At 62.0% G+C, this 23,223-nt stretch carries 22 protein-coding genes, 1 tRNA gene and 1 pseudogene; 18 read left to right on the forward strand and 6 right to left on the reverse strand.

The window, feature by feature from the left end; genetic code table 11:
• The first annotated feature begins 103 nt into the window (after positions 1-103).
• Complete coding sequence (locus CS1GBM3_RS05925) at positions 104-877, forward strand: ferredoxin--NADP reductase (RefSeq protein WP_072392643.1); 774 nt, start codon at positions 104-106, stop codon at positions 875-877.
• A gap of 129 nt (positions 878-1,006) precedes the next feature.
• The gene (locus tag CS1GBM3_RS05930; protein ID WP_072392646.1) at positions 1,007-1,675 is read left to right on the forward strand and encodes a hypothetical protein; all 669 of its coding nucleotides are present in this window, start codon (positions 1,007-1,009) and stop codon (positions 1,673-1,675) included.
• Between the two features lie 13 nt (positions 1,676-1,688).
• Here the strand turns inward: CS1GBM3_RS05930 and CS1GBM3_RS05935 are convergent, their stop codons facing one another.
• Positions 1,689-2,042 carry a DUF1428 domain-containing protein gene (locus CS1GBM3_RS05935; protein WP_072392649.1) on the reverse strand — a complete coding sequence of 118 codons (354 nt, stop codon included), beginning with the start codon at positions 2,040-2,042 and terminating at the stop codon, positions 1,689-1,691.
• Positions 2,043-2,173: 131 nt separating this feature from the next.
• Positions 2,174-4,747 carry an efflux RND transporter permease subunit gene (locus CS1GBM3_RS05940; RefSeq protein ID WP_244534559.1) on the reverse strand — a complete coding sequence of 858 codons (2,574 nt, stop codon included), beginning with the start codon at positions 4,745-4,747 and terminating at the stop codon, positions 2,174-2,176.
• A gap of 101 nt (positions 4,748-4,848) precedes the next feature.
• Here CS1GBM3_RS05940 and CS1GBM3_RS05945 point away from each other — a divergent pair, with 101 nt between their 5' ends.
• Entirely contained in the window at positions 4,849-5,097 is a 249-nt protein-coding gene (locus tag CS1GBM3_RS05945; RefSeq protein WP_072392651.1) for a sulfurtransferase TusA family protein, read from the forward strand.
• A gap of 144 nt (positions 5,098-5,241) precedes the next feature.
• Positions 5,242-5,316: transfer RNA gene (locus tag CS1GBM3_RS05950), tRNA-Val, on the forward strand.
• Positions 5,317-5,694: 378 nt separating this feature from the next.
• On the opposite strand, the gene CS1GBM3_RS05955 is transcribed toward CS1GBM3_RS05950, so the two are convergent.
• Together CS1GBM3_RS05955 and CS1GBM3_RS05960 are read right to left on the reverse strand one after the other, a co-directional pair.
• The gene (locus CS1GBM3_RS05955) at positions 5,695-7,047 is read right to left on the reverse strand and encodes an ATP-binding protein (protein ID WP_072392654.1); all 1,353 of its coding nucleotides are present in this window, start codon (positions 7,045-7,047) and stop codon (positions 5,695-5,697) included.
• Between the two features lie 3 nt (positions 7,048-7,050).
• Positions 7,051-7,704: a response regulator transcription factor gene (locus CS1GBM3_RS05960; RefSeq protein WP_072392657.1), complete on the reverse strand. Its 654-nt coding sequence runs from the start codon at positions 7,702-7,704 to the stop codon at positions 7,051-7,053.
• Positions 7,705-7,872: 168 nt separating this feature from the next.
• Between CS1GBM3_RS05960 and CS1GBM3_RS05965 the strand changes: the two genes are divergently transcribed.
• The 9 genes from CS1GBM3_RS05965 (at position 7,873) to CS1GBM3_RS06005 (ending at position 18,963) form a co-directional block, all read left to right on the forward strand.
• A complete protein-coding gene (locus CS1GBM3_RS05965; RefSeq protein ID WP_072392660.1) occupies positions 7,873-8,931 on the forward strand; it encodes an efflux RND transporter periplasmic adaptor subunit in 1,059 nt (352 codons plus the stop codon).
• Positions 8,932-8,934: 3 nt separating this feature from the next.
• The gene (locus CS1GBM3_RS05970; protein WP_072392663.1) at positions 8,935-12,096 is read left to right on the forward strand and encodes an efflux RND transporter permease subunit; all 3,162 of its coding nucleotides are present in this window, start codon (positions 8,935-8,937) and stop codon (positions 12,094-12,096) included.
• Positions 12,027-12,380: a DUF3240 family protein gene (locus tag CS1GBM3_RS05975; protein ID WP_072392666.1), complete on the forward strand. Its 354-nt coding sequence runs from the start codon at positions 12,027-12,029 to the stop codon at positions 12,378-12,380. The genes CS1GBM3_RS05970 and CS1GBM3_RS05975 overlap by 70 nt, the downstream gene beginning before the upstream one ends.
• Entirely contained in the window at positions 12,377-12,616 is a 240-nt protein-coding gene (locus CS1GBM3_RS05980; protein WP_072392668.1) for a hypothetical protein, read from the forward strand. The genes CS1GBM3_RS05975 and CS1GBM3_RS05980 overlap by 4 nt, the downstream gene beginning before the upstream one ends.
• A gap of 247 nt (positions 12,617-12,863) precedes the next feature.
• Positions 12,864-13,118 carry a cysteine rich repeat-containing protein gene (locus CS1GBM3_RS05985; protein WP_072392671.1) on the forward strand — a complete coding sequence of 85 codons (255 nt, stop codon included), beginning with the start codon at positions 12,864-12,866 and terminating at the stop codon, positions 13,116-13,118.
• Positions 13,119-13,185: 67 nt separating this feature from the next.
• Positions 13,186-14,130 carry a purple acid phosphatase family protein gene (locus tag CS1GBM3_RS05990; RefSeq protein ID WP_072392674.1) on the forward strand — a complete coding sequence of 315 codons (945 nt, stop codon included), beginning with the start codon at positions 13,186-13,188 and terminating at the stop codon, positions 14,128-14,130.
• 176 nt (positions 14,131-14,306) lie between these two features.
• Positions 14,307-15,044 (forward strand): cytochrome b/b6 domain-containing protein, encoded by a 738-nt coding sequence (locus CS1GBM3_RS05995; RefSeq protein WP_072392677.1) that lies wholly within the window; start codon positions 14,307-14,309, stop codon positions 15,042-15,044.
• Between the two features lie 168 nt (positions 15,045-15,212).
• Complete coding sequence (locus tag CS1GBM3_RS06000; RefSeq protein WP_072392679.1) at positions 15,213-17,501, forward strand: heavy metal translocating P-type ATPase; 2,289 nt, start codon at positions 15,213-15,215, stop codon at positions 17,499-17,501.
• Positions 17,479-18,963 (forward strand): ferredoxin reductase family protein, encoded by a 1,485-nt coding sequence (locus tag CS1GBM3_RS06005; RefSeq protein WP_244534560.1) that lies wholly within the window; start codon positions 17,479-17,481, stop codon positions 18,961-18,963. Before CS1GBM3_RS06000 ends, CS1GBM3_RS06005 begins: the two co-directional genes overlap by 23 nt.
• On the opposite strand, the gene CS1GBM3_RS06010 is transcribed toward CS1GBM3_RS06005, so the two are convergent.
• Together CS1GBM3_RS06010 and CS1GBM3_RS06015 are read right to left on the reverse strand one after the other, a co-directional pair.
• Complete coding sequence (locus CS1GBM3_RS06010) at positions 18,960-19,235, reverse strand: hypothetical protein (protein ID WP_072392685.1); 276 nt, start codon at positions 19,233-19,235, stop codon at positions 18,960-18,962. The two genes, CS1GBM3_RS06005 and CS1GBM3_RS06010, sit on opposite strands and share 4 nt — an antisense overlap.
• Positions 19,219-19,512, reverse strand: a pseudogene (locus tag CS1GBM3_RS06015) (DUF3240 family protein); the annotation flags it as partial. The pseudogene CS1GBM3_RS06015 and the gene CS1GBM3_RS06010, both read right to left, overlap by 17 nt.
• A 225-nt stretch (positions 19,513-19,737) precedes the next feature.
• Between CS1GBM3_RS06015 and CS1GBM3_RS19755 the strand changes: the two are divergent.
• The 5 genes from CS1GBM3_RS19755 (at position 19,738) to CS1GBM3_RS06035 (ending at position 23,219) form a co-directional block, all read left to right on the forward strand.
• Positions 19,738-19,899, forward strand: coding sequence for an ATP-binding protein (locus CS1GBM3_RS19755; protein ID WP_171946429.1), 162 nt, complete (start codon positions 19,738-19,740; stop codon positions 19,897-19,899).
• 189 nt (positions 19,900-20,088) lie between these two features.
• Positions 20,089-20,742, forward strand: a complete 654-nt coding sequence (locus CS1GBM3_RS06020) for a response regulator transcription factor (protein ID WP_072393779.1) — start codon at positions 20,089-20,091, stop codon at positions 20,740-20,742.
• A gap of 2 nt (positions 20,743-20,744) precedes the next feature.
• Positions 20,745-22,097, forward strand: a complete 1,353-nt coding sequence (locus CS1GBM3_RS06025; RefSeq protein ID WP_072392691.1) for a sensor histidine kinase — start codon at positions 20,745-20,747, stop codon at positions 22,095-22,097.
• A gap of 94 nt (positions 22,098-22,191) precedes the next feature.
• Positions 22,192-22,917: a glycosyltransferase family 2 protein gene (locus CS1GBM3_RS06030; protein WP_072392694.1), complete on the forward strand. Its 726-nt coding sequence runs from the start codon at positions 22,192-22,194 to the stop codon at positions 22,915-22,917.
• On the forward strand, positions 22,914-23,219 hold the full coding sequence (locus CS1GBM3_RS06035; protein WP_072392697.1) for a lipid-A-disaccharide synthase N-terminal domain-containing protein: 306 nt from the start codon (positions 22,914-22,916) through the stop codon (positions 23,217-23,219). The genes CS1GBM3_RS06030 and CS1GBM3_RS06035 overlap by 4 nt, the downstream gene beginning before the upstream one ends.
• Positions 23,220-23,223 lie beyond the last annotated feature (4 nt).

The raw sequence follows: 23,223 nt of genomic DNA on the forward strand, positions 1-23,223 counted from the left end.
CTCTAAGTAAGGGGGCTGGGCACCTGTCCCATCGGAAGGATCGAGCGGCCGCGGCGCTCAGGCGCTGCGGCCTAGGAAAGTTTGCGCAAACGGACACGTCATCATGACAGCCTTCACGACCGAATCCGTGCTCGCCGTCAGGCACTGGACCGATACCGTCTTCAGCTTCACCGCGACGCGCAGCCCCAGCCTGCGCTTCGATTCCGGCCAGTTCGTCATGATCGGGCTCGAGGTCGAAGGGCGGCCGCTGACACGCGCCTACAGCATCGCCAGCGCCTCTTACGATGATTACCTCGAGTTCCTCAGCATCAAAGTGCAGGACGGACCGCTGACCTCGCGTCTGCAGCACATCCGCGAGGGCGACAAGATCCTCGTCGGGCGCAAGCCGACCGGCACACTGATCGTCGACAATCTCAAGCCCGGGCGCGTGCTGTATCTTCTTGGCACGGGTACGGGGCTGGCGCCGTTCATGAGCCTGATCCGAGACCCGGCGCTCTATGAACGTTTCGAGAAGGTCGTTCTTGTGCACGGTTGCCGGCTCGTCTCGGAGCTCGCCTATGGCGACCGCATCATGCACGAACTTCCGACCGACGAATACATCGGCGAGGCGATCCGCGAGAAGCTAATCTACAGCCCGACGGTCACGCGCGAGCCGTTCAAGGTGACGGGCCGCATCACCGATCTCGTGGTGTCGGAGCCGTTCTACGCCGACCTCGGCCTGCCGCCGCTTGCTGCCGAGCACGACCGCGTCATGATCTGCGGCGGGCCGGATATGCTGCGTGATCTCAAGGCGTTCTATCTCGCGCAAGGGTTCAGCGAAGGCAGCCTCGGCGAGCCGGGCGAGTTCGTCATCGAGAAAGCATTCGTCGAGAAGTAGGGGCGGAGGGCTGGCGGCGGTGTCGTGGCCGGCGCAGCACACCGCTTCTATTTCATTTGCTGCCGATTGCTCCGTATCCGGCACGCTGCTTAATATCGCCACCGCGGTTTGGAGTTCAGCGGGGGTGTTATGCGTGGTGCGCTGCGGTGCGCTTTTGCGCTTGGTTTTAGTTGCGTTGCTTCGCTCGGCGCACAAGCCGATCCCATCGCTGACAATCTCAACGTCTATCGCATGAGCCCGCCGCTCGCCGCTTATACGCCGGGAACCAATGCGCGCGGCCACTTCGACAAGCGCACCTTCCAGCGGACGGGCGAGAAGCTGCTCAAGCTCAACGTGGTGCGGTGCCGCGCGCCGTTCGACAAGGACGGCATCGAGGAAAACCTCGACAACGCGGCGTTCGCTGTGCGTGATCAGAAGACGTTCGGTCTTTCCGCAGGATGGGCGACATTGCTCAACGCGAGCTTCAAGGGCACCTACGTCGAGGATGTCACGCTCACCTTTACGGGCACGATTTACGAGTACACGGAAGACAAGCTCGCGGCGTTGCGCAGGCGGTGCCTTGGCTCGGCCAATCCGAAGGGCGACCAGGGCCGATTTCAGTTCCAGATCGTGCGTCAGGCCGTCGGGCGTTTCGAGTATCAGATCAAGTACACACAGGCAGCGAGCGCCAATCTCAAGGTCGACATCGTCAACAAGCTGGCCGCAGAGCTCGGCGGCTCCGGCGAAATCGACCGCGCGGGGAAGATCACCATTCCCCGCGGCGCCATGGCTTATCCGCTCTGGCGCGAGGACTGGTGACCAGCATAATCTGCTAGAGTTCGAGCAGCGTTTTAAACCCACCGAAGATCATGCGCTTACTGTCGAACGGCATTTGCTCGAAGCTAGGTTTCAGCCGCTCATCGGACATCACTTTTTTCAGCACCGCGTCCCGATGCGCGCGGGATTTGTACGTAATCCAAGAGAACACGACTACCTCGCCTTCTTTGAGCTTCACGGCACGTGGAAAGGACGTCAGCTTGCCGACGGGCACATCATCGGCGACGCACTCGACGTAGGAGAGGGCGCCGTGCTCGCGCCATATCTTTCCCGCCTTGGTTGAGAGCTTCTTGTAGGCCGCCAGATTTTTCTCAGGAACGGCAAGTACGAAACCATCGACGTAGGGCATTAGCGTTTCCTCGATTGCTGTCTCCGCATGTCCGCGTCTGCCATCTTAATGCGTCAGCACGCGGGCACCGCCTTTGCATTCCGTTGGCGCTCGCGGCGTCGCTTGGGACGTGGCGAAAGCAACGGCAGGGCTTACGTCACAAGCTGTGGTTTTGCTGTTTGCCGCGATGCGGCGCGCTCAGGGAAATAATGGCGATAGAGCGCGATAGTTGCCGGCAGGATCACGAGTTGGCCAACGAGAGAAGCGAACAGGCAGATAGCGGCCAGCTCGCCGAATTGACGCAGAGACGGCAGGTGCGACAGCATTGTAACGCCGAGGCCCAGTGCCAGAACGATCGTGGTCAGGATCACGGCCGGGCCGACATGATGGGCCGTGCGCGCCAGCGCCTCGCGGGCCGGATCGTGAAGGGTCTCCGATTCATCGCCAATGGCCGCGCTCAAGCGATATTTTCCACTGTCGGCCTCGTCATCAAAGGCGGCCGCGACCTCGTCCCTGAGGCGTAGCTCCTCAAGCCGGTAGCGGTTCAGGAAGTGGATCGTCGAGTCGATGGCAAGCGAGAACGCTACCGTGATGGCGACGATGGAAGCGAACTGCAAACCCTGCCCCGTGTAGAACAGGATGGCGCCGGTGACGAAGATCGGGAACAGCGACGGCAGAATGCTCGACACGCCGACCAGCAGAGAGCGCAGCGCGATACCTAGGAAAATGAAGACGAGGAAGATGTCGCCCACGAGGCCCCATGTCAGCTCGCTGATCAGCGTGGCCGAGTTGCGTGCGGCGATCGCCGGCAGCCCGGTGACCGAGATTTCGTAGCCTGGATATTTCGTGCGAACGGCATCAAGTGCGTGGTCGATGTTCTGCACCACGGGCAGGATCTCGCTCGCATCGATATCGGGCAGGCGCGCCGTCACAAGGACGGCCGTCTCATCGGCCGTGATGAAGCGGCGGACGAGGTGCCCAGGCAGGATCCCGACATATTTGCGCACGGTGTCGATGGACGTGTCGCCAGTGGCGGCAAGCCATTTGCGCAGGCTATCGAGAGACCAGACGTTGCCGAGCCCGGCCTGCCGCTCCAGGATCTCATGCGCTTCGGCGATCACGGCCAAGGTGCGGACGTCATATAGCCCGATCGGCGGAGGACCAGCGCCATCCGATTTGACGGCAGCCGGCCATTCGATCATCACGTGCACGGGGTTGGCGCCGGTGAGTTTCGTGTCGAGGCTGCCGGTGGCTGCCAGCGCCTGCTCCTTGTCGGGCACCTGATCGGCGAGCCGGTACATGGGCTTCAGGCTGAAGAAGGCGTGCCCCGTCAGAAGCACCGCCAGAATGCCGGCGGCTACGAATGCCAGCGGTCGGTCAGCGACAAAGCCGACGACACGGTCGCTCAGGCGCTGCAGAAAGCCGACGCCGCCTTCCTCGCGCACGTGCGGGTCGACTGCAGATGCCGGCGCACGGCGCACCAGCAGCGCAGCGAGCGTCGGCACGACGACGGCGACGGCAGTGTAGGAAATGAACACGGCCATCAGCGCCGCCACGCCGAAGGTTCGGATCAGCGCCGACTCGGCGAAGGCAAACGAGACCAGCGCGATGGCCTGATTCATGGCGGTCAGCAGGCAGGCGGGCGCCACATCGCGCACGGCATTACGCGCGGCCTCGATGCGGTCGACGCCCGCGAGGATGTCGCGGCGGATGGCCATCACGAGATGCATCGAATCCGAGAAGCCCGAGACGAGGATCAGAGGCGTGATGACGTTGATGAACAGGTTCAGCCGGAAATCGAGACCGCCGAGCACGCCGAGCGTCCACAGGATGGCGATGGTGGGGCCGAGCACCGCAATGACCGTCAGCGACAGGCGGCGGAAGAAGAGATACGCGATGGCAAATCCGACGGCGAAGCCGAGGCCGTTGTAGACGAGCCGGTCGCGCTCCACCGCGTTGCGGATCTCGAGTTGCATGACCGGCGCACCGGTCAGCTTGGCCGTCAGCCCCGATCCCGCAAGCTCGCGGTCCACGACCTCCTTGATGCCGCCGATAACGGCGCGCGCCGTGCGCTCCTCCACCATGACGCGGTCGAGCGCGATGACGATCAGCGCCAAGTCGCCATCCTCGGACAGGAACTTGCCTTTGACGATGTCATTGTGGCCCAGCGCGTGGATCATGTCCGCGTAGGCTGCGGGATCCTCCGGCAACTCGTCGGGCACGACGGGCGACGCGTAGCCGCTAGCATCGGGCGGGTTGCGCGCCGACAGCATCGAAACGAGCCCGCCAACGCCGTCAGTGAGCTGCAGCTCGATGACGGCGTTGCGGAACACCTCGAGACGCTCGCGTGCGAGAAGGGCGCGCCCCTCGACCACGACCAGCACGTCATATTCGCTCGACGGGAAGCGGCGGTCGATCTCTTCGTATTTGCGGAATTCAGCGGTATCGGTGCGGAACAGCTCGGACAGACTGTCATCGACCCGAAGCTTCGAGATGCCGAGCAGCGCCAGTGCCGTCAACAGAGCAATCAGCGCGGCCGTGACGTATGGAGCCCTGAGCGCTACGAGCCCAAGGCGATCCAATCCAAATGAAAACAGAAACGATCGGCGCGTCGTCCCGGTGTTGGTCATGCGTCGTCCCGGCTCGTGGCCGGCATTCTCCGTTCCCTGATCCGGTCCGGAATCGCTTTTGCTCGCAACGGTGGCATCGGCCAGTTTGCCGCGCAAGGGCTCCCCCTGCCCCGGGCCGCGCAATTCGACCAGCCGTTGCCGGACGGTATCGAAGGCCGTAATCTCCGGGCTTCCCGCATACAGGAGAAAGCTACACCATGGCCGCTGGGCTGCCGGTCACATTGCTCGATGTCGTCGACCTCAAGTGTCCGCTGCCGGTGCTCAAGGCGCGGAAAGCCCTTGCCGGATTGGCGCCTGGCGCGGTGTTGGAGGTTCTCGCAAGCGACCCCGGCGCGGTCCAGGACTTCGAGGCGTTCTGCCGGGCGACCGGGCATCGTCTCGTGGGGCAGAGCATGGCCTCGGGCGTGCACCGGTTCCTGATCGAGAAGGCGTCGGCGCGCGACTAAGGGATGCGACGAGAGCGCCGGCCGGAGCCGGTTGTCGCGGCTTGACATGACGGGGGAGCCGCCCCCATAAGGGCTGCCTGCGCGGGCATCCGGTGCCGGCGTCGCACCCATCGACGGTGGCCGGTACGGTCTTCCGAGGGTCTCGGGCGGTTAGCTCAGCGGTAGAGCACACGCTTCACACGCGTGGGGTCACTGGTTCAATCCCAGTACCGCCCACCATGACCTTCGTTCATTTATAAATAGTTGCGCAACTCCATAGGTTAGATGCGATTTTGGGACTAACATTTGGCCTAACATTTTTAATTCGTTTACGGAATATATTGGTTCCCTATCTTTCAAGCCCTTAGCGAGCGAAGCTAAATCATTTTGTTTCGAGACTTGTCTCGCTGGCCTCCGTCGGGACATCAACGAACGGCTCGACGGCGTCAGCGCAAGACCAAGGTCAACAGCAGATGCCAAAGATGAGACCCGGAGCGATGGGTCAGGGAATGATGGACATTGGGGTAGGCCCGGCATGATGACGGGTTACGGCCCTGTGATCGAGGGACGGCTTGTGGCCCAGAGGGCTTGCTGATTCCTCTGATTACATAAGGTGGCCTAACGGGCCGCAGGCAAGTGGATCGATGCCTTAAGCCCGCCAAGAGAAGACTGAGCGAGGTTGATCGTTCCGCCATAAAGCGTAACCAGATCGCGGGCGATGCTAAGCCCAAGCCCCGATCCAGCGCTCTGAGTGTCCCAGCGTTCTCCGACGTTGAACACGACCTCGTGAGCCTCGGGCGGCAGTCCCGGACCGTCGTCTGAGATGGAAATGTCGATCAAACTACCCGCCACTGCACCTGCGGCGACGCGCACGCGCGACTTCGCGTGCTTGCCGGCGTTGTCGATCAGATTTCCTAGAATTTCCTGGAGATCTTGCACCTCGCAAGCAACGTGGAGCGAATCCGACACGTCCACCTCGAACTGCAGTCCCCTATGTGCGTAGATGCGTGACAGGGCCGCCACGACATCGGAGGCGACACGGCCGACATCGGCGGCCGCGCCGGGCGATAGGCGGCTTGCGACCACACGCGCACGCGTCGTCTGGTAGTCGATTTGCGTCTGCATCTTTCGGCACTGATCCAGGATCGTGCAAGCGCTTGTGTCAAGTCCCTGCTGCTGCAAGCGGTAGGCCTCGTCGGTGAGAATGGCGAGCGGGGTCTTTAGGCCGTGCGCAATATTCCCCGCCTGCGTCCGTGCCCTCTGGATGAGTTCGGTCACCGAGGAAAGCATCGCGTTGAGGTTGTCGACAAGAGGCTGCACTTCGGATGGGAAGCTTCCGGGCATGCGCTTTAATTTTCCGGAGCGCACGTCATAGAGAGAGGTATTGAGCTGACCGAGCGGTCTCATCGCGTAAAGGATCAACAAGGCAGCGGCGACCACCATGGACAGTCCGAGGCCCGTCAGCGACCAGGACAGCGCATTATTGAAACTAGCCACTACGTCATCGAGGTGACGCTTGTCTGTCCCGATTATGAACTGGACGGGTGGTTTGCCCGGGTCCTTCCATTCGAGGCTCTCAGCTACGAGCAGTTCCCCAGTCGGACCTGCGATACGATGGGTGTGGATACCGACGTCCGAGCGCTCATCGGGAGGGGTCTTGAGGGGGGCTGCCTTCATGGAGGGGGAACGCGCGAGCACGTTGCCCTGCTGCTGGATCTCCCAGTAGAAACCTGAGTTCTCGACATCGTAGCGCGGATCGCTCAGGTCGGCGCTCAACACGGCACGGCCGTTTTCGACATGCGCCAGCCGCTGCAGCTCGGCGATATGAACAAACAGCTCGTCGTAGAACTGCTGCGTCACATGTACTCGGAAGACATTGGAGAGGATCAGCCACGCGAGAACCATGCCAAACGCGATCCACGCGGTGGCGGCAACGATGAGCCGGTTTCGGAGGCTGGCAGGTTCTTTCATTGCCTAGTCCATCCGATAGCCCAGACCACGGATCGTCTTGATGACGTCGGCGCCGAATTTTCGGCGGAGACGGCTGACGTAGACTTCGATGGTGTTCGACTCTCGGGTACCTTCCAGGCTGTAGAGATGCTCGGTGAGCTCGGCCTGAGAGACGATCCGGCCGATGCGATGCATGAAGTAGTTCAGCATGCGCAGCTCCTTGGCCGTGAGTTCAATCGGCTGGCCGTCGAGCATGGCTTTGCCGGCGGTCGCATCGAGCGTAATCCCTTTGTGAGTAAGCGTAGGGCTTGCGAGGCCGGCGGAGCGCCGTATGAGCGCGTTGAGTCGCGCAACCACCTCGGGGATGTGGAAGGGCTTGGTGATGTAGTCGTCGGCACCTGCATTGAGCCCGTCGACCTTCTCTGCCCAGGAACCGCGCGCCGTCAGGATGAGGACCGGCATTTTGAAGCTCCCGGCGCGCCATTTGCGCAGCGCGTCAAGCCCGCTCATTTGCGGCAATCCGAGATCGAGCACAACGGCGTCGTACTGTTCCTCAGTTCCCATGACGTAGCCATCGGCGCCGTTGTCGGCCCGCTCGACAGTAAAGCCCGCAGCGTCAAGTCCTTCGGATAGGCGATTGGCGATTTCGGGGTCATCTTCGATGAGCAGAACGCGAATTGGCGAGCTCCTTTAGCGATCCTTCCTGCGAGAGTTGATATCACACGCTCCTGAAACGGCGCTTAAAAGATCAACGTTTAAGGAAGATCGCAGCTCCGGTTCAGATCCAATTCAGCTTTGAGTCGCACATCCCCGGTCTGAAGTTGTCGGTCGGATCGGGAGTTTTGAATGCGCAGAGCATGGATCTTGGCAGCGGCAGTCTCGCTCCCTGCCGCGGTGGGCGCCACCTCGCACGTGTGGGCGCGCGATCTTGCGCTCTCGCCAACCCAAATCGAGCGCATGGCAATCAAGATCGAGCCCGCGGTTCCGACGGCAGAGCAGATCATCGCGCTCATGCCTGGAACGGTCGTACCGGCGCTCAACGCCCGGATTGTCGCCGCCGCTCCGTTCGGGGGGACGGTCACCCAGATACACGTCCTTCCTGGACAACGCATAGCCAAGGGGCAGGCCCTCGCGACAATCTCGAGCCGTGAACTGCTGGAGGCGGCGTCAAACCTGGCTCAGGCAGAAGCCGAGCTTCAGGCTGCCGAAGCCGTCGCTCGCCGTCGGCGGGACCTTGCCAAGAAGAACATCCAGAGCCCCACAATGGCCGAAGAGGCCGAGGCGCAGGTTGGCAAGATCCAGGCCGTCATCGAGCAGCATCGACGCACGCTGGTTCTCGGCGGGATCAGCAGCACAGATGTGGGCAACTATACGATCAACGCACCCGAGGCAGGACGCGTCGTCGAGGCGAGCGTTTTGCCCGGCGACAAGATCGAGACCATGGCCCCCGCCGTAACTATCGATACGAACGATGAACTCTGGATCGAGGCGCAACTCCCGGCGCACTTGGTCAGCCGGATTACGCCGGGCGATCGCATCAAGGTGACGGACGGCCCCGAGGGCAAAGTCGTGTCGGTGGGCGGCTCTCTCGACAAGCTAACGCGCTCCGCCAAGCTGATCGTCAGCGTCCCCCTCGATAGCGGGCTTTTGCCGGGCCAGATGGTGACGCTCAGTATCATCCAGAAGGCCGTGACAGGCGCGCGCTCGGTGCCCGCGAGTGCGGTTTCTCGTATCAACGCGGTCGAAGGCGTGTTCGTGCGCAACGAGACCGGCTTCACGCTCGTTCCGGTCGAGGTCGCAGGGCGCTCGCCCGCGGCGGCCACGGTAGTCGGCCACTTTCCCGAGGGCGCTTTGGTCGCAGCGAGCGGACTGCCGCAGCTAGAGCAGATGCTGGGGGCGGAATAGCCCATGCTTGACCGCATCATCAGTTTTTCGCTGACGCAACGCGTCTTCACGCTGCTGCTAGCCGGGGCCGCTGCTGCGGCCGGCGCGTGGGCCTTTCGCTCCATTCCGATCGACGCCTTTCCCAACATCTCACCGGTTCAGGTGAAGATGATCCTGAAGGCGCCCGGCATGACGCCGGAGGAGGTCGAGACACGCGTCATAACCCCCATCGAAATGGAGTTGCTTGGCATACCAAACCAAACAATCCTGCGTTCGGCCGCCAAGTACGCCATCGCCGACATCACACTCGACTTCGAGGATGGCACCGACATCTATTGGGCGCGCCAGCAGGTCGCCGAGCGCCTCAATGGGGTGCGGGACCAGTTGCCAGCCAACATTTCGGGTGGCCTCGCACCGGTGTCGACGCCGCTCTCCGATGTCTTCATGTTCACCATCGACGGGGGCGATCTTTCTCTGGAGGAGCGGCGCAGTCTGCTCGACTGGACCATCCGCCCGGCGTTGCGCACCATCCCTGGCGTTGCTGACGTGAATGCGCTCGGCGGCGTGGTCCGCACGTTCGAGGTCATTCCGGACGCAAAGGCCCTCGCAGGTGCCCGCCTCGGCGTCGAAGACATCTTGAAGGCCATCGACGAGGCCAACCGCAATGACGGCGCGGGGCGGCTGAGCGAGGGAGAAAAGGCGCTCGTCGTGCGTACCGCCGGTGCCATCCAAAAGCCGCAGGATCTGGAACAGATCGTTCTCAAAACAGAGGGCGAGCAGGTCCTGCGTCTCGGCGACGTTGCGAGCGTCCGGATCGGAAGCCTCACCCGCTATGGCGCCGTCACCATGGACGGCCAAGGCGAGGCTGTACAGGGGCTGGTGCTTTCTTTACGGGGTGCCGATGCCAGCGCGATCGTGACCGCCGTGCGCGCACGCCTCGAGGGGCTCAAGTCGAGCTTGCCCGAGGGCGTCAGGATCAACGCCTTCTACGACCGCTCGGACCTGATCGAAAAGGCCGTCGGCACGGTGAGCAAGGCGCTGATCGAGGCGACCGCGCTCGTTGTGGTTCTTCTGCTTCTCTTTCTCGGCAACCTGCGGGCTGCCTCCGTCGTCGCGCTGACGCTGCCGTTCGCTGCGCTCGTTACCTTCGTTATGATGAAGGTTTTCGGCATGTCGGCGAACCTCATGTCGCTCGGGGGACTGGCCATCGCAATCGGGCTTATCGTGGATGCCGCGGTCGTGGTCGTCGAGAACACGGTCGAACGGCTCCAGCACCCGGGAACCAACGACGTCCCCCTCTTACACAACGTCTATCGCGCGGCCAGCGAGGTGGCGGTGCCTGTGGCGTCGGGCATTCTGATCATCTGCCTCGTGTTCCTGCCGCTGCTGTCGCTCCAGGGCCTTGAGGGCAAGTTGTTCGCGCCGGTCGCTCTCACCATAATTTTCGCGCTCGGCGGCTCGCTCGTTCTTTCGCTCACGCTCATTCCCGTGTTGTCCTCATATCTCCTAGGCGGTGGCAGCCACGGGGAGCCGCTGCTGATGCGCCTTCTCACGCGCGGCTACAAGGCCCTCCTCAAGGCCTGCCTCGCCTTTCCGCCGGTGGCGTATCTGGTGGCCGCTGCCGGCCTCGTCGCGGTCGTCTTCGCCTATGGCGCCGTTGGCAAATCGTTCATGCCCACCATGGACGAAGGCTCCGTGATCATGCAGATCACTAAGCTTCCCTCCATTAATCTCAAGGCCAGCATCGAGGGCGATCTTCGCATCCAACAGCTCTTGAAGGAGAAGGTGCCTGAGGTCGAGCGCATCGTCGCCCGGGTGGGATCGGACGAACTGGGCCTCGACCCTATGGGTCTAAACGAGACTGACACATTCCTCGTCTTGAAGCCCAAAGAGCAATGGCGCGTGCGGAGCAAAGAATGGCTGGTCGATGAGTTGCGCCAAGCCATGGCCGACATGCCTGGTGTCGAGTTCGCCTTCACCCAGCCGATAGAAATGCGGACGGCCGAGATGCTGACCGGCGCACGGGGCGATCTCGCCATCAAGATCTTCGGCCCCGATCTTCCGACACTATCCAACCTCGCCGGCAAAATCCAAAGCGCGCTTGAGACGGTGGCCGGCGCGTCCGAAGTCTCGACTGTCGCCAACGACAATGTCGAATACCTCCAGATCGATATCGATCGCCTTGCCGCGGGCCGAACGAGCCTCTCTGTCACGCGTGTCGAGGACGAGCTCCGGGCGATGCTCGAAGGGGCGCCTGCCGGTCTCGTCTCGGAGCCGGGCCGGCGCACGGAGATCGTCGTGCGCGGCGCGCAGGATGTTCGCGACGATCCGCAAGCGTTCACGGCGACCCAGATCGCGGCGGGCGACGGCGGCGTGGTGCGTGCGGGCGACATCGCAAAACTCGAGCGTGTAAGTGGACCGGTCAAGATCGAGCGCGAGAATGCCTCCCGCTTCGCCATCGTGCAGGCGTATGTGACGGGCCGGGACCTCGTGGGCTTCGTCGAGGACGCTCAGCGTGTCGTCGCTGAGAAAGTGGAGCTGCCCCCGGGCTATCGGCTCGTCTGGGGCGGGCAGTTCGAGAATCAGCGCCGGGCCGCGACGCGGCTGTCGATCGTCGTTCCCGTCGCCCTCCTTCTGATCTTCGGCGTTCTGTTCGCGACGCTACGTTCGATCCGGCAATCTCTGCTCATTCTTGCCAACGTGCCTTTCGCGTTAGTGGGCGGCGTCCTCTCGCTCTGGATCTCTGGAGAATATCTGTCGGTTCCGGCCTCTGTCGGCTTCATCGCGTTGCTCGGCATCGCGGTGCTGAACGGACTCGTTCTCGTCACCCACTTCAACCAGTTGGCCGCGAGCGGCATGCCCATCGGGCAAGTCGTGTTTGATGGTGCCGTCCGGCGTCTGCGTCCGGTGATGATGACCGCGAGCATTGCCGCGTTCGGTCTTGTGCCGCTCCTGTTTGCAACAGGACCCGGATCGGAGATCCAGCGCCCGCTTGCGATCGTCGTCATCGGCGGCCTCGTCACTTCGACCGCCCTCACCCTACTGCTCCTGCCCATCCTCTTCCGTCGCTTCGGTCTGAGTGCCGACAGGGACAGCAACGAAATCCGGAACCTCCAATGGACCAATCCCTTTGCAAGCTCACGCTCGTCTATCCAACAAGCGCTGCAGCCGACCTCATCGAGCTGATCATGTCGTCAAATCCGGCGATCGGCGGTTTCACGACCTTCAACGCGGAAGGCCACGGGTTTGATTTCTCGCATGCCAGCATCAGCGAGCGTGTTCGCGGTCGCGTCGAGCGAGGCGTGCTTGTAGCCGTGATGCCGCGAGGGCACGCCTCCCTCCTGCTCGAAACCATCCGCAAGGCTCTGCCGGTGCCTCACATGGCCTACTGGCTCGAGCCTGTCCTAGAGGTTGGCCGCCTAGTCGAGAGCAGCGCCCAGCAGGCAGAACCGGCTGGAGCTGCGACGTGACCATCACAGGCAGCACTTTCCCCCTCACTGCGCTGATCCTGCCGCTGCTCACCTCTGGCGCCGCATGGGCGATCGCCGTTTGGGCGCTGAGGCAGGACGGCCCGCGGATCGAGTTCCTTCAGAGATTGAAGCAACCAACAGGTACGAACGGGCATGGGCCAGCTTCAGCGCCGCCCAACGACACATGCACGATCGACAACGAGAACGACAACGAAGGAGATCGCAGTGCTCGCTGATCGCATCCGCAGCCCGGCCGCCCGTGTTGCGCTTATTTGCCCGTGCTGGCGTGCGTCAGCCTGAATTCACAGAGCTCTGATTTTCACCGTCGCAGTCGTTCGTGCAGATTGGTCCCACAACGCTGATACACGGTAGCTGCTCTAAGCCGAGGTGATTTGATCACACAGAAGGAAGTCCGCGCCCGTGTGGGCACTTTTTGAAAGACGGTCCGTCGCCCTCGGAAGGCAACCACATAGGAGATACTTCATGCGTAGGATCATTGTCAGATCGATTGCTGCAGCAGCGTGTGCGGCAGCCCTGGTGACGACCGCAATTGCACAGGAAGGCTTGGTCGCCACTGCGTGCAAAGACGACATCTCGAAATTCTGCGCTGGCAAGGAGCATGGTCGAGGTGACGTTCGCGGCTGCCTCGAGTCCAACAAGGATAAGCTCTCGGCTGCGTGCAAGACTGCCCTCGATAATACCGGCCCTGGGCGGGGCATGGGCGCCGGCCGAAAGTAAGCTTCGCACCTAGCTCGTGAAGCCGTCGCGGGCCTTCCTGCGGCGAGACAGGAGAAAGCTTTACCCTATGCCCATCAATACTTGGCTGACACGACGTGCACTTCTGGCCAAGGGTCTGGCGGCTGCTTCGGCGGCGGTGCTACCCTCCGGCTCGGCCGTCCCGGACGAGGCATCGTTTTCTTTTCTTGTGGTCGGCGATTGGGGTCACGCCCATTCGGAGGGGCAACGCAAGGTCGCGCGCGCAATGGGGATGGCGGCGCGGCGAGATCAAGCTAGGTTCGTCGTCTCGACTGGAGACAACTTCTACCCCAGGGGTGTTACTGGAGTGACAGACCCCTTGTGGAGGAAAGCCTTCGAAAGTGTCTATGTCGACAACGCCCTTCAAGGCCCGTGGTATCCAGTTCTCGGGAATCATGATCACAAGGGTAATGTTGCCGCGGAGAGGGACTATTCAGCAGCGAGTTCTCGTTGGTCGATGCCCGCAGACTATTATCGGCACACTGAGGTGCTAGGCAGTGGCAACGTTGTCGAACTCTTCTTTCTAGATACGCTTCCCCTCTCGAGGGCAGGCGACGGCTTCATAACGCGACTTTTCGAGCCGAGCGCAGCTACGCAGCTATCGTGGCTGAGTGCTGCGCTCGCTGAAAGCAAAGCCACGTGGAAAATCGTGGTGGGCCATCATCCAGTATTCTCCACAGGACCTCACGGCAATACGCCGGCCCTCATCGCCTCCTTGAAACCCCTCTTCGACCGCTATCATGTCGCCGCGTATGTCAACGGACACGACCACAACTTGCAGCACATCATTGTCGACGGCGTTAGCTATTTAACATGCGGATCGGGAGCCGAAGCGCACCCCGCTGCACATTCGGCCGAGTCCACGTTCTCCGCAGCCGTCCCTGGCTTTATGGTTGTAAAGATGACGCCGTCCGCAATCCTGGTCACCTTCCTGGACTCCCAGGCTCGGGTGCTCTACCGCGCAACCATTCCTCCCCGGACCGCCGGCCACTGAAGACGGCGGGGAGCACAGCCCACCTACTCAACGGCCGGTAGCCCCTTTGCCCGGGACCAGCGATTGGCTCGCGGCGAAGCGAACCATTGACCGGCGTCAAGGCGATGCACTTGGGATTGTGCTGCAGGAAGAAAAGCACGCTGAAGGCTACGATGAGTCCCAAGGAGCGGAGTCTGATGCCGGACTATAAGGAATACGTAGCGTGGGACGTGCCAACACGCTTGTTCCACTGGATCAACGCGATCGTTGTCATCGGCCTTCTCGTGACGGGGCTCGACATCCTCCTCGACAACCTGTTCCACCATTCCGCGTCTGGCAAGGTGACGCTCAAGGACGTCCACGTTTCCTTCGGCTATCTGATGACCGTGAACCTGCTGTGGCGGTTTGTCTGGGCCTTTTTCGGAAACAAGTATGCGCGATGGCGGGCCATTGCACCCGGCGGCCCCGGCTACCTGACCGCCCTGCGCGCCTACACGGCCTCGTTCCTCGCGGGCGAGCCCCAACAGTACGTGGGCCACAATCCGATGGCGCGCATCGCCGTTTCCCTGCTCTTCCTGTTGCTTCTGATGCAGGGGATCACTGGGCTCGTCCTCGCTGGAACCGACCTCTACTGGCCTCCTTTCGGGCATTGGTTCGCGGCGTGGGTTGCCGCCCCCGGAGTTGATCCCGCCCTTGTCGCCCCAGGCGCCATCGACTTGATCGACAAGACCTCGTACGAGGCGATGCGCGCCTTTCGCAAACCATTTGTCATCGTGCACGAATTCGGGTTTTACGCACTGGCAGTCATGATCGTTCTCCACATCATCGCCGTCGTGGTGACCGAGGTACGTGAAGGCGGCAGCATCACGTCAGCCCTGTTCACCGGGCGCAAGATCCTCTCACATCGTCCGCCCGATGCATCCAATGACAGCTGATGGCTAAGGCCGCGCGGGGATTGACCGGCCTACTCCGGCATGTCGCCGCGCTACGGGGGGCCAAGGTGAAAGAGGCACCGATGCCGGTCAGCCACGCCTCCCCAAAGCAGAATGCGCTACCCATTTGGATGACCAATGGATTTTGGGCCGAATTGCGGAAAGCTCTCCATGGTCGATGAGCGTTTCGTCAGGCGTTCCCTGCTGCTCGCTGTCCTGCTCGGCCTTTTGGCGGGGGCGATGGCATTTGCATTCGGTCATGACAGGCTGGCGGATTGGCTCTGGAGAGGGGCGACGGTCCCGGTCGTCATCGTTCTTGCCATCTCCATTATTCGCAGTCTCCTAGCGCGACGCCTGGGCGTCGATGCGATCGCGCTCTTGGCGATGGCAGGAGCCATCGCTCTCAACCAGTCGCTTGCCGCAATTGTCATCGCCATCATGTACACCGGCGGCACAGTGCTCGAGGACTACGCGGTCGCTCGCGCCGAGCGCAATCTAAAGGCGCTTATAGACCGCGCTCCGACGATCGCGCTCCGCCGCCATGGCGGAGTAACCGAGCAGGTCCCGATCTCATCGATCGCCATCGGCAATACCATCGTGGTCCGCGCAGGGGAGATCGTGCCAGTTGACGGGCTCATTAGGTCGCCGACTGCGGTCATCGATGAATCGGCCCTGACAGGCGAACCGATCCCCGTCACACGGGCCCTCGGCGAGAGCGCGCGCAGCGGTACCCTCAATGCCGGCGATACCTTTGAGATGACGGCCGTTGCCACGGCCGAGGACAGTACATATGCCGGCATCGTACGTCTCGTAACTGCCGCTCAAACCGCCAAGGCTCCCTTTATCCGCTTGGCTGATCGCTATGCCCTGCTGCTTCTGCCCGTCAGCCTTCTCGTTGCTGGGCTGGCCTGGGCCATATCTGGCGAGGCCGTCCGCGCGCTGGCAGTGCTGGTCGTCGCCACCCCTTGTCCGCTGATCCTGGCCGCGCCGGTCGCATTCATCGCCGGTGTATCGCAGGCGGCACATCGTGGGATCATCATCAAGGGTGGGGCTCCGCTGGATGCCTTGGCGCAGACGCACACCGTGCTTTTTGACAAGACCGGAACCCTGACAGTTGGGGGCGCGCGCCTCGTTGCGATCGAGACTGGGCCGGGAGAAAGTGCCGATGAAGTGCTTCGCCTCGCTGCCTCCCTGGAGCAGGCGTCCCAACACGTCGTTGCCGACGCGATTGTCGCTGCTGCTGTGGCCAAAGGGCTTGCCCTGCGGATGCCCTCGCAGGTTCACGAGGTTATGGGGTCAGGTCTGGAGGGTATCGTCGAAGGGAAATGCGTTCGCGCGGGCTCCCACCAGCTCATCTTCGGGACGCATCGGCCCGATGATTGGGCTCAACGTGCGTTGCGCCGGGCATCTTGGCGGTCCGCGCTCAGCGTCTTTGTTTCCATCGACGGCCGCATCGCCGGCGCGTTGCTCCTGGGCGACGAGCTACGCAAGGAGACCCCGCGCGCAGTCCAATCGCTTCGCGCCGCTGGCATCACACGCATCGTGATGGTGTCAGGTGACCGGGCGGATGCGGCCGAGACCATCGCCGCAGCGCTCGACATCGATGCGGTCCTCTCGGATCGGGATCCATCCGACAAGGTGGATGCTGTGGCGATGGAAAGTCGTCTCCATCCCACCCTCATGGTCGGTGACGGTATCAACGACGCTCCGGCGCTCGCCGCCGCCGACGTCGGAGTGGCATTGGGTGCCCGGGGTGCCGGTGCCTCGTCCGAGGCGGCCGACGTGGTCATTATCGTGGACCGCCTTGACCGCGTCTCGGAAGCGGTGTCGATCGCGCGGCGCTCCCGTCGAATTGCGGTTCAAAGCATTGTCGTCGGTATGGGGCTGTCCGGCATTGCCATGGCTGCTGCAGCCGTCGGATGGCTCGAGCCCGTCGCGGGCGCGCTTACGCAGGAAGCCATCGATGTCGCCGTCATTGTCAACGCGCTGCGCGCCCTTCGCCCCCAATGGCGGGCTGCAAAAGGTGCGGTTCTTGGGAAAATGGCAAGGGAGCTCGGCGAGCAACACCGCCTCCTGGAGGAGGATCTGGATAAGCTGCTTCAGATCTCCGATGATCTCGACGATGCGGAGGGTCAAAAGGCCGTTGATCTGATCCTCAGGGCCCACCGCCTTGTCGAGGACAGCGTCGTCACCCACGAGCGGGATGACGAGACGATCATCTACCCACGTCTCACCAAGTACCTGGCCGACGGCCACGGACTGTCGGCGATGAGCCGCGCTCACCGGGAGATCTTGCATCAGGCAAGGCTTCTGGCCCGGATTGCCAGTGAATTGCGGGCAGAGGACGCCGATAAATACCTGGTGCGCGACGCGCAGCGCGTGATCGGATCCATTGAAGCGCTCGTCCGCATCCACAATGCTCAGGAGGACGACATTTATGAACACGTTGTCCAGGCATAGGGACCAAGACAAAGGATCGCGAGCGCATTCTGCGCGGCATTTGGGCCTGCCTGGCGCCGTCGTCGCGGTGCTCTTCGTTGTGGCAGCGCTTTTGCCACTTATCGCCGCGCTCGGCTCCGGTATAGAGCCCGCGAACACTTCCACCGAGCTGGCGACCGCGCTTGGGCTGACTGCTGCAGCTCTCCTATTCCTACAGTTCTGGAGCTCAGGCCGTTACGAGAGCATCTCCGGCCGCGTCGGCATCGACCGAACGATGGGATTTCACCGCCTTGCAGCGTGTGCGTTGCTCGCGTTTGCGCTGCTTCACCCCGTGACCTACCTTGCGAATAGCCTGTTCGCCGATCCTGTCGCGACCTGGAGCCGGCTCACGGCGATGATGGCAAGTCCGCGTCTGCGCAGCGGCTCGCTTGCGCTCGCGGGATTGATTATCATTGTTTCCGTGGCCGCGGTGCGCACGCGCCCCTTCGTCCGCTACGAAGTCTGGCGTATTGGCCATGGACCGCTAGCGGTCTTCGTGGCGGGTCTCGTCCTCCATCATGCCACGACCACCGGGACCTACAGTGCCGAGACGCCGTTGCGCCATATCTTGATCATATTCGCTGGCGGCGCCCTTGCGGCAATCCTCTCGGTGTATGTGGTGAGACCCTGGCGTATGTGGCGCGAGGACTGGCACGTCGGGCAGGTGCGGCGGATTGGTACCCGCGCCATCGAGATGATTTTGCACGGCCCCGCGACGACGCGGCTCCGCTTTCGCGCGGGCCAGTTCATTTGGATGACGCTCGCGCCCCATCGTCCGCCCTTCCACGATCATCCATTTTCGATCGCTTCGGCTCCGGCTGAACTTCCCCGCCTACGTCTTGTGATCAACGAAGTTGGCGATTGCACCCGAACTTTTGAACGCATCGCCCCGGGCACCCGCGTCGCCATTGACGGCCCGCATGGAAGCTTCATGGTGCCGCCGGACAAAGCGCCGGTTATCTTGATCTCCGGCGGCGCGGGCATCGCTCCGCTTCTCGGTATGATTGAAGAAGCCGCAGCAATTGGAGATCGAAGGCCCTACCGCCTTCTCTTTGCGGCACGGGAGCAAGGCGGTTTGATTTACCTCGACCGACTGCGCGAGCTGCAGTTGAAGGTTGATCTCTCTATTCATTGCCTAGTCGATGCAGGTCAACGCGAAGACCAGATTGGGAAGGGGCCGCTACAGCCGAACCATGTCCGTGATTTTGTCGACGGCGTCGATCCGCAGGGAGCGGTTGCACTCGTTTGTGGCCCGCCGCGGATGATGGAGGTGGCAACCGACGCCCTCTTGGGAGCTGGCGTTCCAGAGAACTCGGTCCTCTACGAGAGGTTTGACTTCGGCGCTGGCAAGGGGCGGCTTGACAAGGCGCGCCGAAACCAGGAGTTGCTCGTATTTCTCGTTATCGTCGTGGCGATGACAGCCTTTAGTCTGCGCCAACTCTAGGAAACCGTCTGCTCGACCAAGTACTTGACGATTGTCGTGCGAGCAACGGGATCGTCGACATTATGGTCTTCCAGAAACTTCGAGAGAGCGGCTGCGCGCTCGTTGCTTGTATCTCCCTTGAGATTTCGTGCGAGCCTGCCCACGCATCCGTGGCACTTCGCGCAGTACATTTTGAAGGTCGCCTCGGTCGCGAATCCGACCGAAATGTCAACCGACGTGAGCGTCAGCGCGGCGAGGACAATCGGAAAGATATGCTCACATCGGATTTTCATGCTTTTGCCGCATCTTGGTCGCGCAGCTGGCTCGCTGTCCGACCATCTGCGAACGGTTCACCGGCCACCGCCCATCGTTTCGAGGGCTGACTTGCGCGCCGCTGTCATCTTCTCCTCGTTCCGCAAGCCGGCCGAACCCCTCGACCGGCTCGACCCAATAGACAAGGTTCGACATCGATGTATTGATGCGGATCACTTCCAGCAGCGGTACCAGACGCGCGCGGGAGACAATCACCGAAAACACGCCGCGCATGACGCGGCCACGCGCGCGTTCGCCGTTTGCATGTCGACCGCGGGCTGAAAATCGAGAACAGCGTCCCGCCGGACATTATGGTCGCGTGCCAACCTCGAGATCTCAACGAGATTCTGGCGTACCTTGTGGGCAACGCCTGCAAACACGCAAAATCGAAGGTGCTGCGGGTCGAGCAGGAGACAAGCCGCAACTTTATTACTATCGTTGTTGAGGACGACGGGCCAAGTTTGCCCTCAGAAGCTGGGAGTCGTGCTCAACATCGGTGAGCAACGTGGAACGCAAGCGCGCGGCTCCAGTCTTGGCCTGGCGATCGTACGCGATCTTATGCAACTCTATGGCGGATCGATCCGGATTGACCGATCCGATCTCGGCGGACTCAAAGTGATCCTCGAAGTTCCGGTCTTCTCATGACTGGTCGCCAGCGCAGCTTAGGCCGGGTCTCATCATAAGCGCGAGGGGGCTGACCCCGGTCAGACCTCGATAGCGCTAGCGGTCCTGCCTCGTTCAATTGGCTGTCTTGCCGCAATCTTGCCCGCATTCAGGTTGTTGTCAGCTCCGGCAGATAGCGGCAGTCCTATGCATTTCCGGGCCGACACAGACATGAGGATCCTTCTGATCGAGGACGAACCGCTACTCGGGGAGGCAGTGGCCACTCACCTGAAAAAAATTCACGCTGTCGATTGGCTGCAGTCTTTGGACGAGGCGTCGGGGGCCGTGCAAACCGTGGCATATGATCTGCTTCTCTTGGACGTCAATCTTCCCGATGGTCACGGACTGGACCTGCTGCGCTCGATGCGCGGATCCGGACAATACGTTCCGGTGATCGTCATTACCGCGCGCGACCAGATCCGCGACCGCATCGAAGGTCTTAACGCCGGGGCCGATGACTATGTCCTGAAGCCGTTCGACCTCGATGAGCTGACTGCGCGCATCAACTCCGTGCAGCGCCGCGTGGCAGCCATACCAAGCCCACGGATGACCATCGGCGCCAGCGAGATCGATCAAACGGCGCGGAAGGTCTGGCGCGATGGTGAGGAAATTCATCTCACCGCGCGCGAATGGGCCCTGCTCGAATGCTTCGCCCGACGGCTGGGCACTATCGTGTCGAAGGCAAAGCTCGAGGAGGTCCTCTACAATTTCGGCTCCGAGATCGAGAGCAATGCGGTCGAGGTCTACATCAGCCGGCTGCGCAAGAAGCTGGGCAGCGAGACGATCCGCACCCTACGCGGTCTCGGCTACCGCATGGACCGTTAGCGATGGCGACCTGGACGATCAAGCAACGCCTCATCAGGTCATTGATTACGCTGATCGGCTTATTCTGGATCTTCGGCGTCGCAGCTGCGGGTCTTGTGGTTAGACACGAGATCACCGAAGTTTTCGACAGCGCTCTGCGAGAAACGGCTGGAGAGATTCTTCCCGTCGCTCTTCAAGAGCTCCACCGCAAGATTGCGCATCAAAGCGGCTCTCCTCTCCTGACGACCCTAGCGAGTTCTTTGACGGCAAGTCGTGGCCACGTGCATTTCCTATTGAGGGACCGCAGCGGCGCTGTCCTGCTCGCGTCAAATGGCGGGCCCAAGGACCCGCAAGCGATCCCGCTCAGGAAGGGCTTCTACAGCCACGGCGAGTTCCGATATTACGCGCGCTTCCTACGCGACGAAAGCATATGGATCGCGGTCGCCCAGGATCTGCAAGAGCGGCAAGAGGCTGCCATCGGCGTGTGGCTTGGGCTTGCTTCTCCGCTGCTTGCGCTGTTGCCAATTGCCGCCTTGGCCGTGTGGCGGACGGTCGGCCGCGCGACCGAATCCATCTCGCGCGTGGCGAACGAGCTTGAAGCACGCGGCCGCAATGATCTCGAGCCGATCGATGCCGCAGGCCTTCCGGCCGAGATTTCTCCCGTGATCAAAGCCGTCAATACGCTCATGATGCGCCTCAAGGCCGCGCTCGATTCCGAGCGTGCGTTCGCGGCCAACGCCGCGCACGAGCTGCGTAATCCGATTGCGGCTCTGCGAGTGCAGATCCAGCTGCTCGCTGGCAACCTCCGAGCCACGGGGGAGAGCTCGCGGGTCGAGAGCATCGAAGCGCAGCTCGGTCGCCTGAGCCGTCGCGTGGAGAAGTTGCTTCAGATGTCGCGCGCTGAAGCCGGTCTTGGCCACTCACGGGAGCGCACGGATCTTCTCGCTATCGCCGCGCTGATTGTCGATGACTATCGCCAGCAGTCCGGTGTGGGTAGGCGGCTGAGGTTCCAGATAGAAGATGACGAGAGTTTCTGGGTCGGAATGGATCAGGACGCCCTCGCCATCGTGCTGCGCAATGTGATCGAGAACGCGATCCATCACGGAATCGATACAGAGCCGATCGAAGTCCGCGTCGGACGCGACCACACCCTCCGCGTCGTCAACGCCTGCGAAGCCGTCCCGCCACATATTTTGAGAGAGCTGACAAACCGATTCCGCCGCGCCGGCGCGCGACAGGGGGTTGGCAGCGGCCTTGGCCTTACGATCGTGGATATGATCATGCGCCAAGCTGGCGGATTGGTAGCGCTCGCTTCACCGGCCGAGGGACGGCCGGATGGCTTCCAGATTGTGCTTAAGTTTCCTAGTATGATTTGAGCCTTACGCGGCGCACGATCCCTTTCAGGCTGCTTTCAGGTTGAGGTTGGACATTCCCCGCCGAACGCACGTTCGATGCGATGGAGGGGGAGTCGTGTACGCGACCATCGTTCTTCCGGCCCATAATGAGGAGGACTGTATTGGTCCCCTCCTGCGGGAAATCATCTGTGCCAGCCGTGCCCTTCCGGTGCGGGAGATCATCGTGGTTGATGACGGCAGTATGGACCGGACGGCCGAACGCGCCATCGCCGCCTGTAGCGACAACGCGATGCTGCGCATCATTCGCCATGGTAGTCGCCACGGCCAAAGTCGTGCCCTGCTGACTGGCATCCGGGCCGCATCACACGACCTGATCGTCACACTCGATGCCGATGGGCAGAACGACCCTGCCGATCTCGGCAAGCTCTTTGCTGCCTATGCGAGCCGGCAGGCGCAGACTACCCATCTGATCGTTGCCGGGCAGCGGCTCCGCAGGCGAGATTCTTTCGTACGGCGTGCCTCCTCTCGGATCGCAAACGGCATTCGCGCAGTCTTGCTGAACGACAACGTACGCGACACCGGATGCAGTTTGAAGCTGTTCCGGCGGCAGGATTTTCTTGAGCTTCCGTTCTTCGATCACGTCCATCGGTTCATTCCCGCGATGATGAAGGGCGCCGGAGTGGCGGTCGTTCTCGTAGACGTCAATCATCGGCCGCGTAAGGCCGGCCGATCCAAGTATGGAGTTTGGGACCGTCTATGGGTGGGCATTCACGATTTGATCGGCGTGCGCTGGCTTTTGAAGCGCCAGATCGGAAATGTCAAACTGGAGGACGTGCTGTGACCCATTCTGCAGCGGCTTCCGCCTCGGACATTCTATGGCTTGGTGTCGGATTCGTCGGACAGACGCTGTTCTTCATGCGATTCTTTGTGCAATGGATGGCGTCCGAGAGGGCACGGCGATCCGTCATTCCGCAAGCATTCTGGTATTTCAGCTTGGCGGGCGGTCTCGTCTTACTCGCCTACGCCATACGGCGCGCGGATCCAGTGTTTATTATTGGACAGGCGACCGGCCTCCTCATCTACGGTCGCAATCTCTATTTCATCGCCGGGCGGTCTCAATCCGATGGAAAGACCGCGGGGTGAGGGC

Origin of the sequence: Hyphomicrobium sp. CS1GBMeth3, assembly GCF_900117455.1 — a bacterium.
In the GTDB taxonomy this organism is placed as follows: domain Bacteria; phylum Pseudomonadota; class Alphaproteobacteria; order Rhizobiales; family Hyphomicrobiaceae; genus Hyphomicrobium_C.

Bases quoted from the DNA above. Each gene is read 5' to 3' on its own strand.
- CS1GBM3_RS05975 (WP_072392666.1), top strand. From the start codon at position 12,027: ATGGACCAATCCCTTTGCAAGCTCACGCTCGTCTATCCAACAAGCGCT.
- CS1GBM3_RS05990 (WP_072392674.1), top strand. From the start codon at position 13,186: ATGCCCATCAATACTTGGCTGACACGACGTGCACTTCTGGCCAAGGGT.
- CS1GBM3_RS06000 (WP_072392679.1), top strand. From the start codon at position 15,213: ATGGTCGATGAGCGTTTCGTCAGGCGTTCCCTGCTGCTCGCTGTCCTG.
- CS1GBM3_RS05945 (WP_072392651.1), top strand. From the start codon at position 4,849: ATGGCCGCTGGGCTGCCGGTCACATTGCTCGATGTCGTCGACCTCAAG.
- CS1GBM3_RS05935 (WP_072392649.1), bottom strand. From the start codon at position 2,042: ATGCCCTACGTCGATGGTTTCGTACTTGCCGTTCCTGAGAAAAATCTG.
- CS1GBM3_RS05955 (WP_072392654.1), bottom strand. From the start codon at position 7,047: ATGAAAGAACCTGCCAGCCTCCGAAACCGGCTCATCGTTGCCGCCACC.
- CS1GBM3_RS05930 (WP_072392646.1), top strand. From the start codon at position 1,007: ATGCGTGGTGCGCTGCGGTGCGCTTTTGCGCTTGGTTTTAGTTGCGTT.
- CS1GBM3_RS05985 (WP_072392671.1), top strand. From the start codon at position 12,864: ATGCGTAGGATCATTGTCAGATCGATTGCTGCAGCAGCGTGTGCGGCA.
- CS1GBM3_RS06020 (WP_072393779.1), top strand. From the start codon at position 20,089: ATGAGGATCCTTCTGATCGAGGACGAACCGCTACTCGGGGAGGCAGTG.
- CS1GBM3_RS05995 (WP_072392677.1), top strand. From the start codon at position 14,307: ATGCCGGACTATAAGGAATACGTAGCGTGGGACGTGCCAACACGCTTG.
- CS1GBM3_RS06005 (WP_244534560.1), top strand. From the start codon at position 17,479: ATGAACACGTTGTCCAGGCATAGGGACCAAGACAAAGGATCGCGAGCG.
- CS1GBM3_RS05965 (WP_072392660.1), top strand. From the start codon at position 7,873: ATGCGCAGAGCATGGATCTTGGCAGCGGCAGTCTCGCTCCCTGCCGCG.
- CS1GBM3_RS06010 (WP_072392685.1), bottom strand. From the start codon at position 19,235: ATGAAAATCCGATGTGAGCATATCTTTCCGATTGTCCTCGCCGCGCTG.
- CS1GBM3_RS05970 (WP_072392663.1), top strand. From the start codon at position 8,935: ATGCTTGACCGCATCATCAGTTTTTCGCTGACGCAACGCGTCTTCACG.
- CS1GBM3_RS06025 (WP_072392691.1), top strand. From the start codon at position 20,745: ATGGCGACCTGGACGATCAAGCAACGCCTCATCAGGTCATTGATTACG.
- CS1GBM3_RS05925 (WP_072392643.1), top strand. From the start codon at position 104: ATGACAGCCTTCACGACCGAATCCGTGCTCGCCGTCAGGCACTGGACC.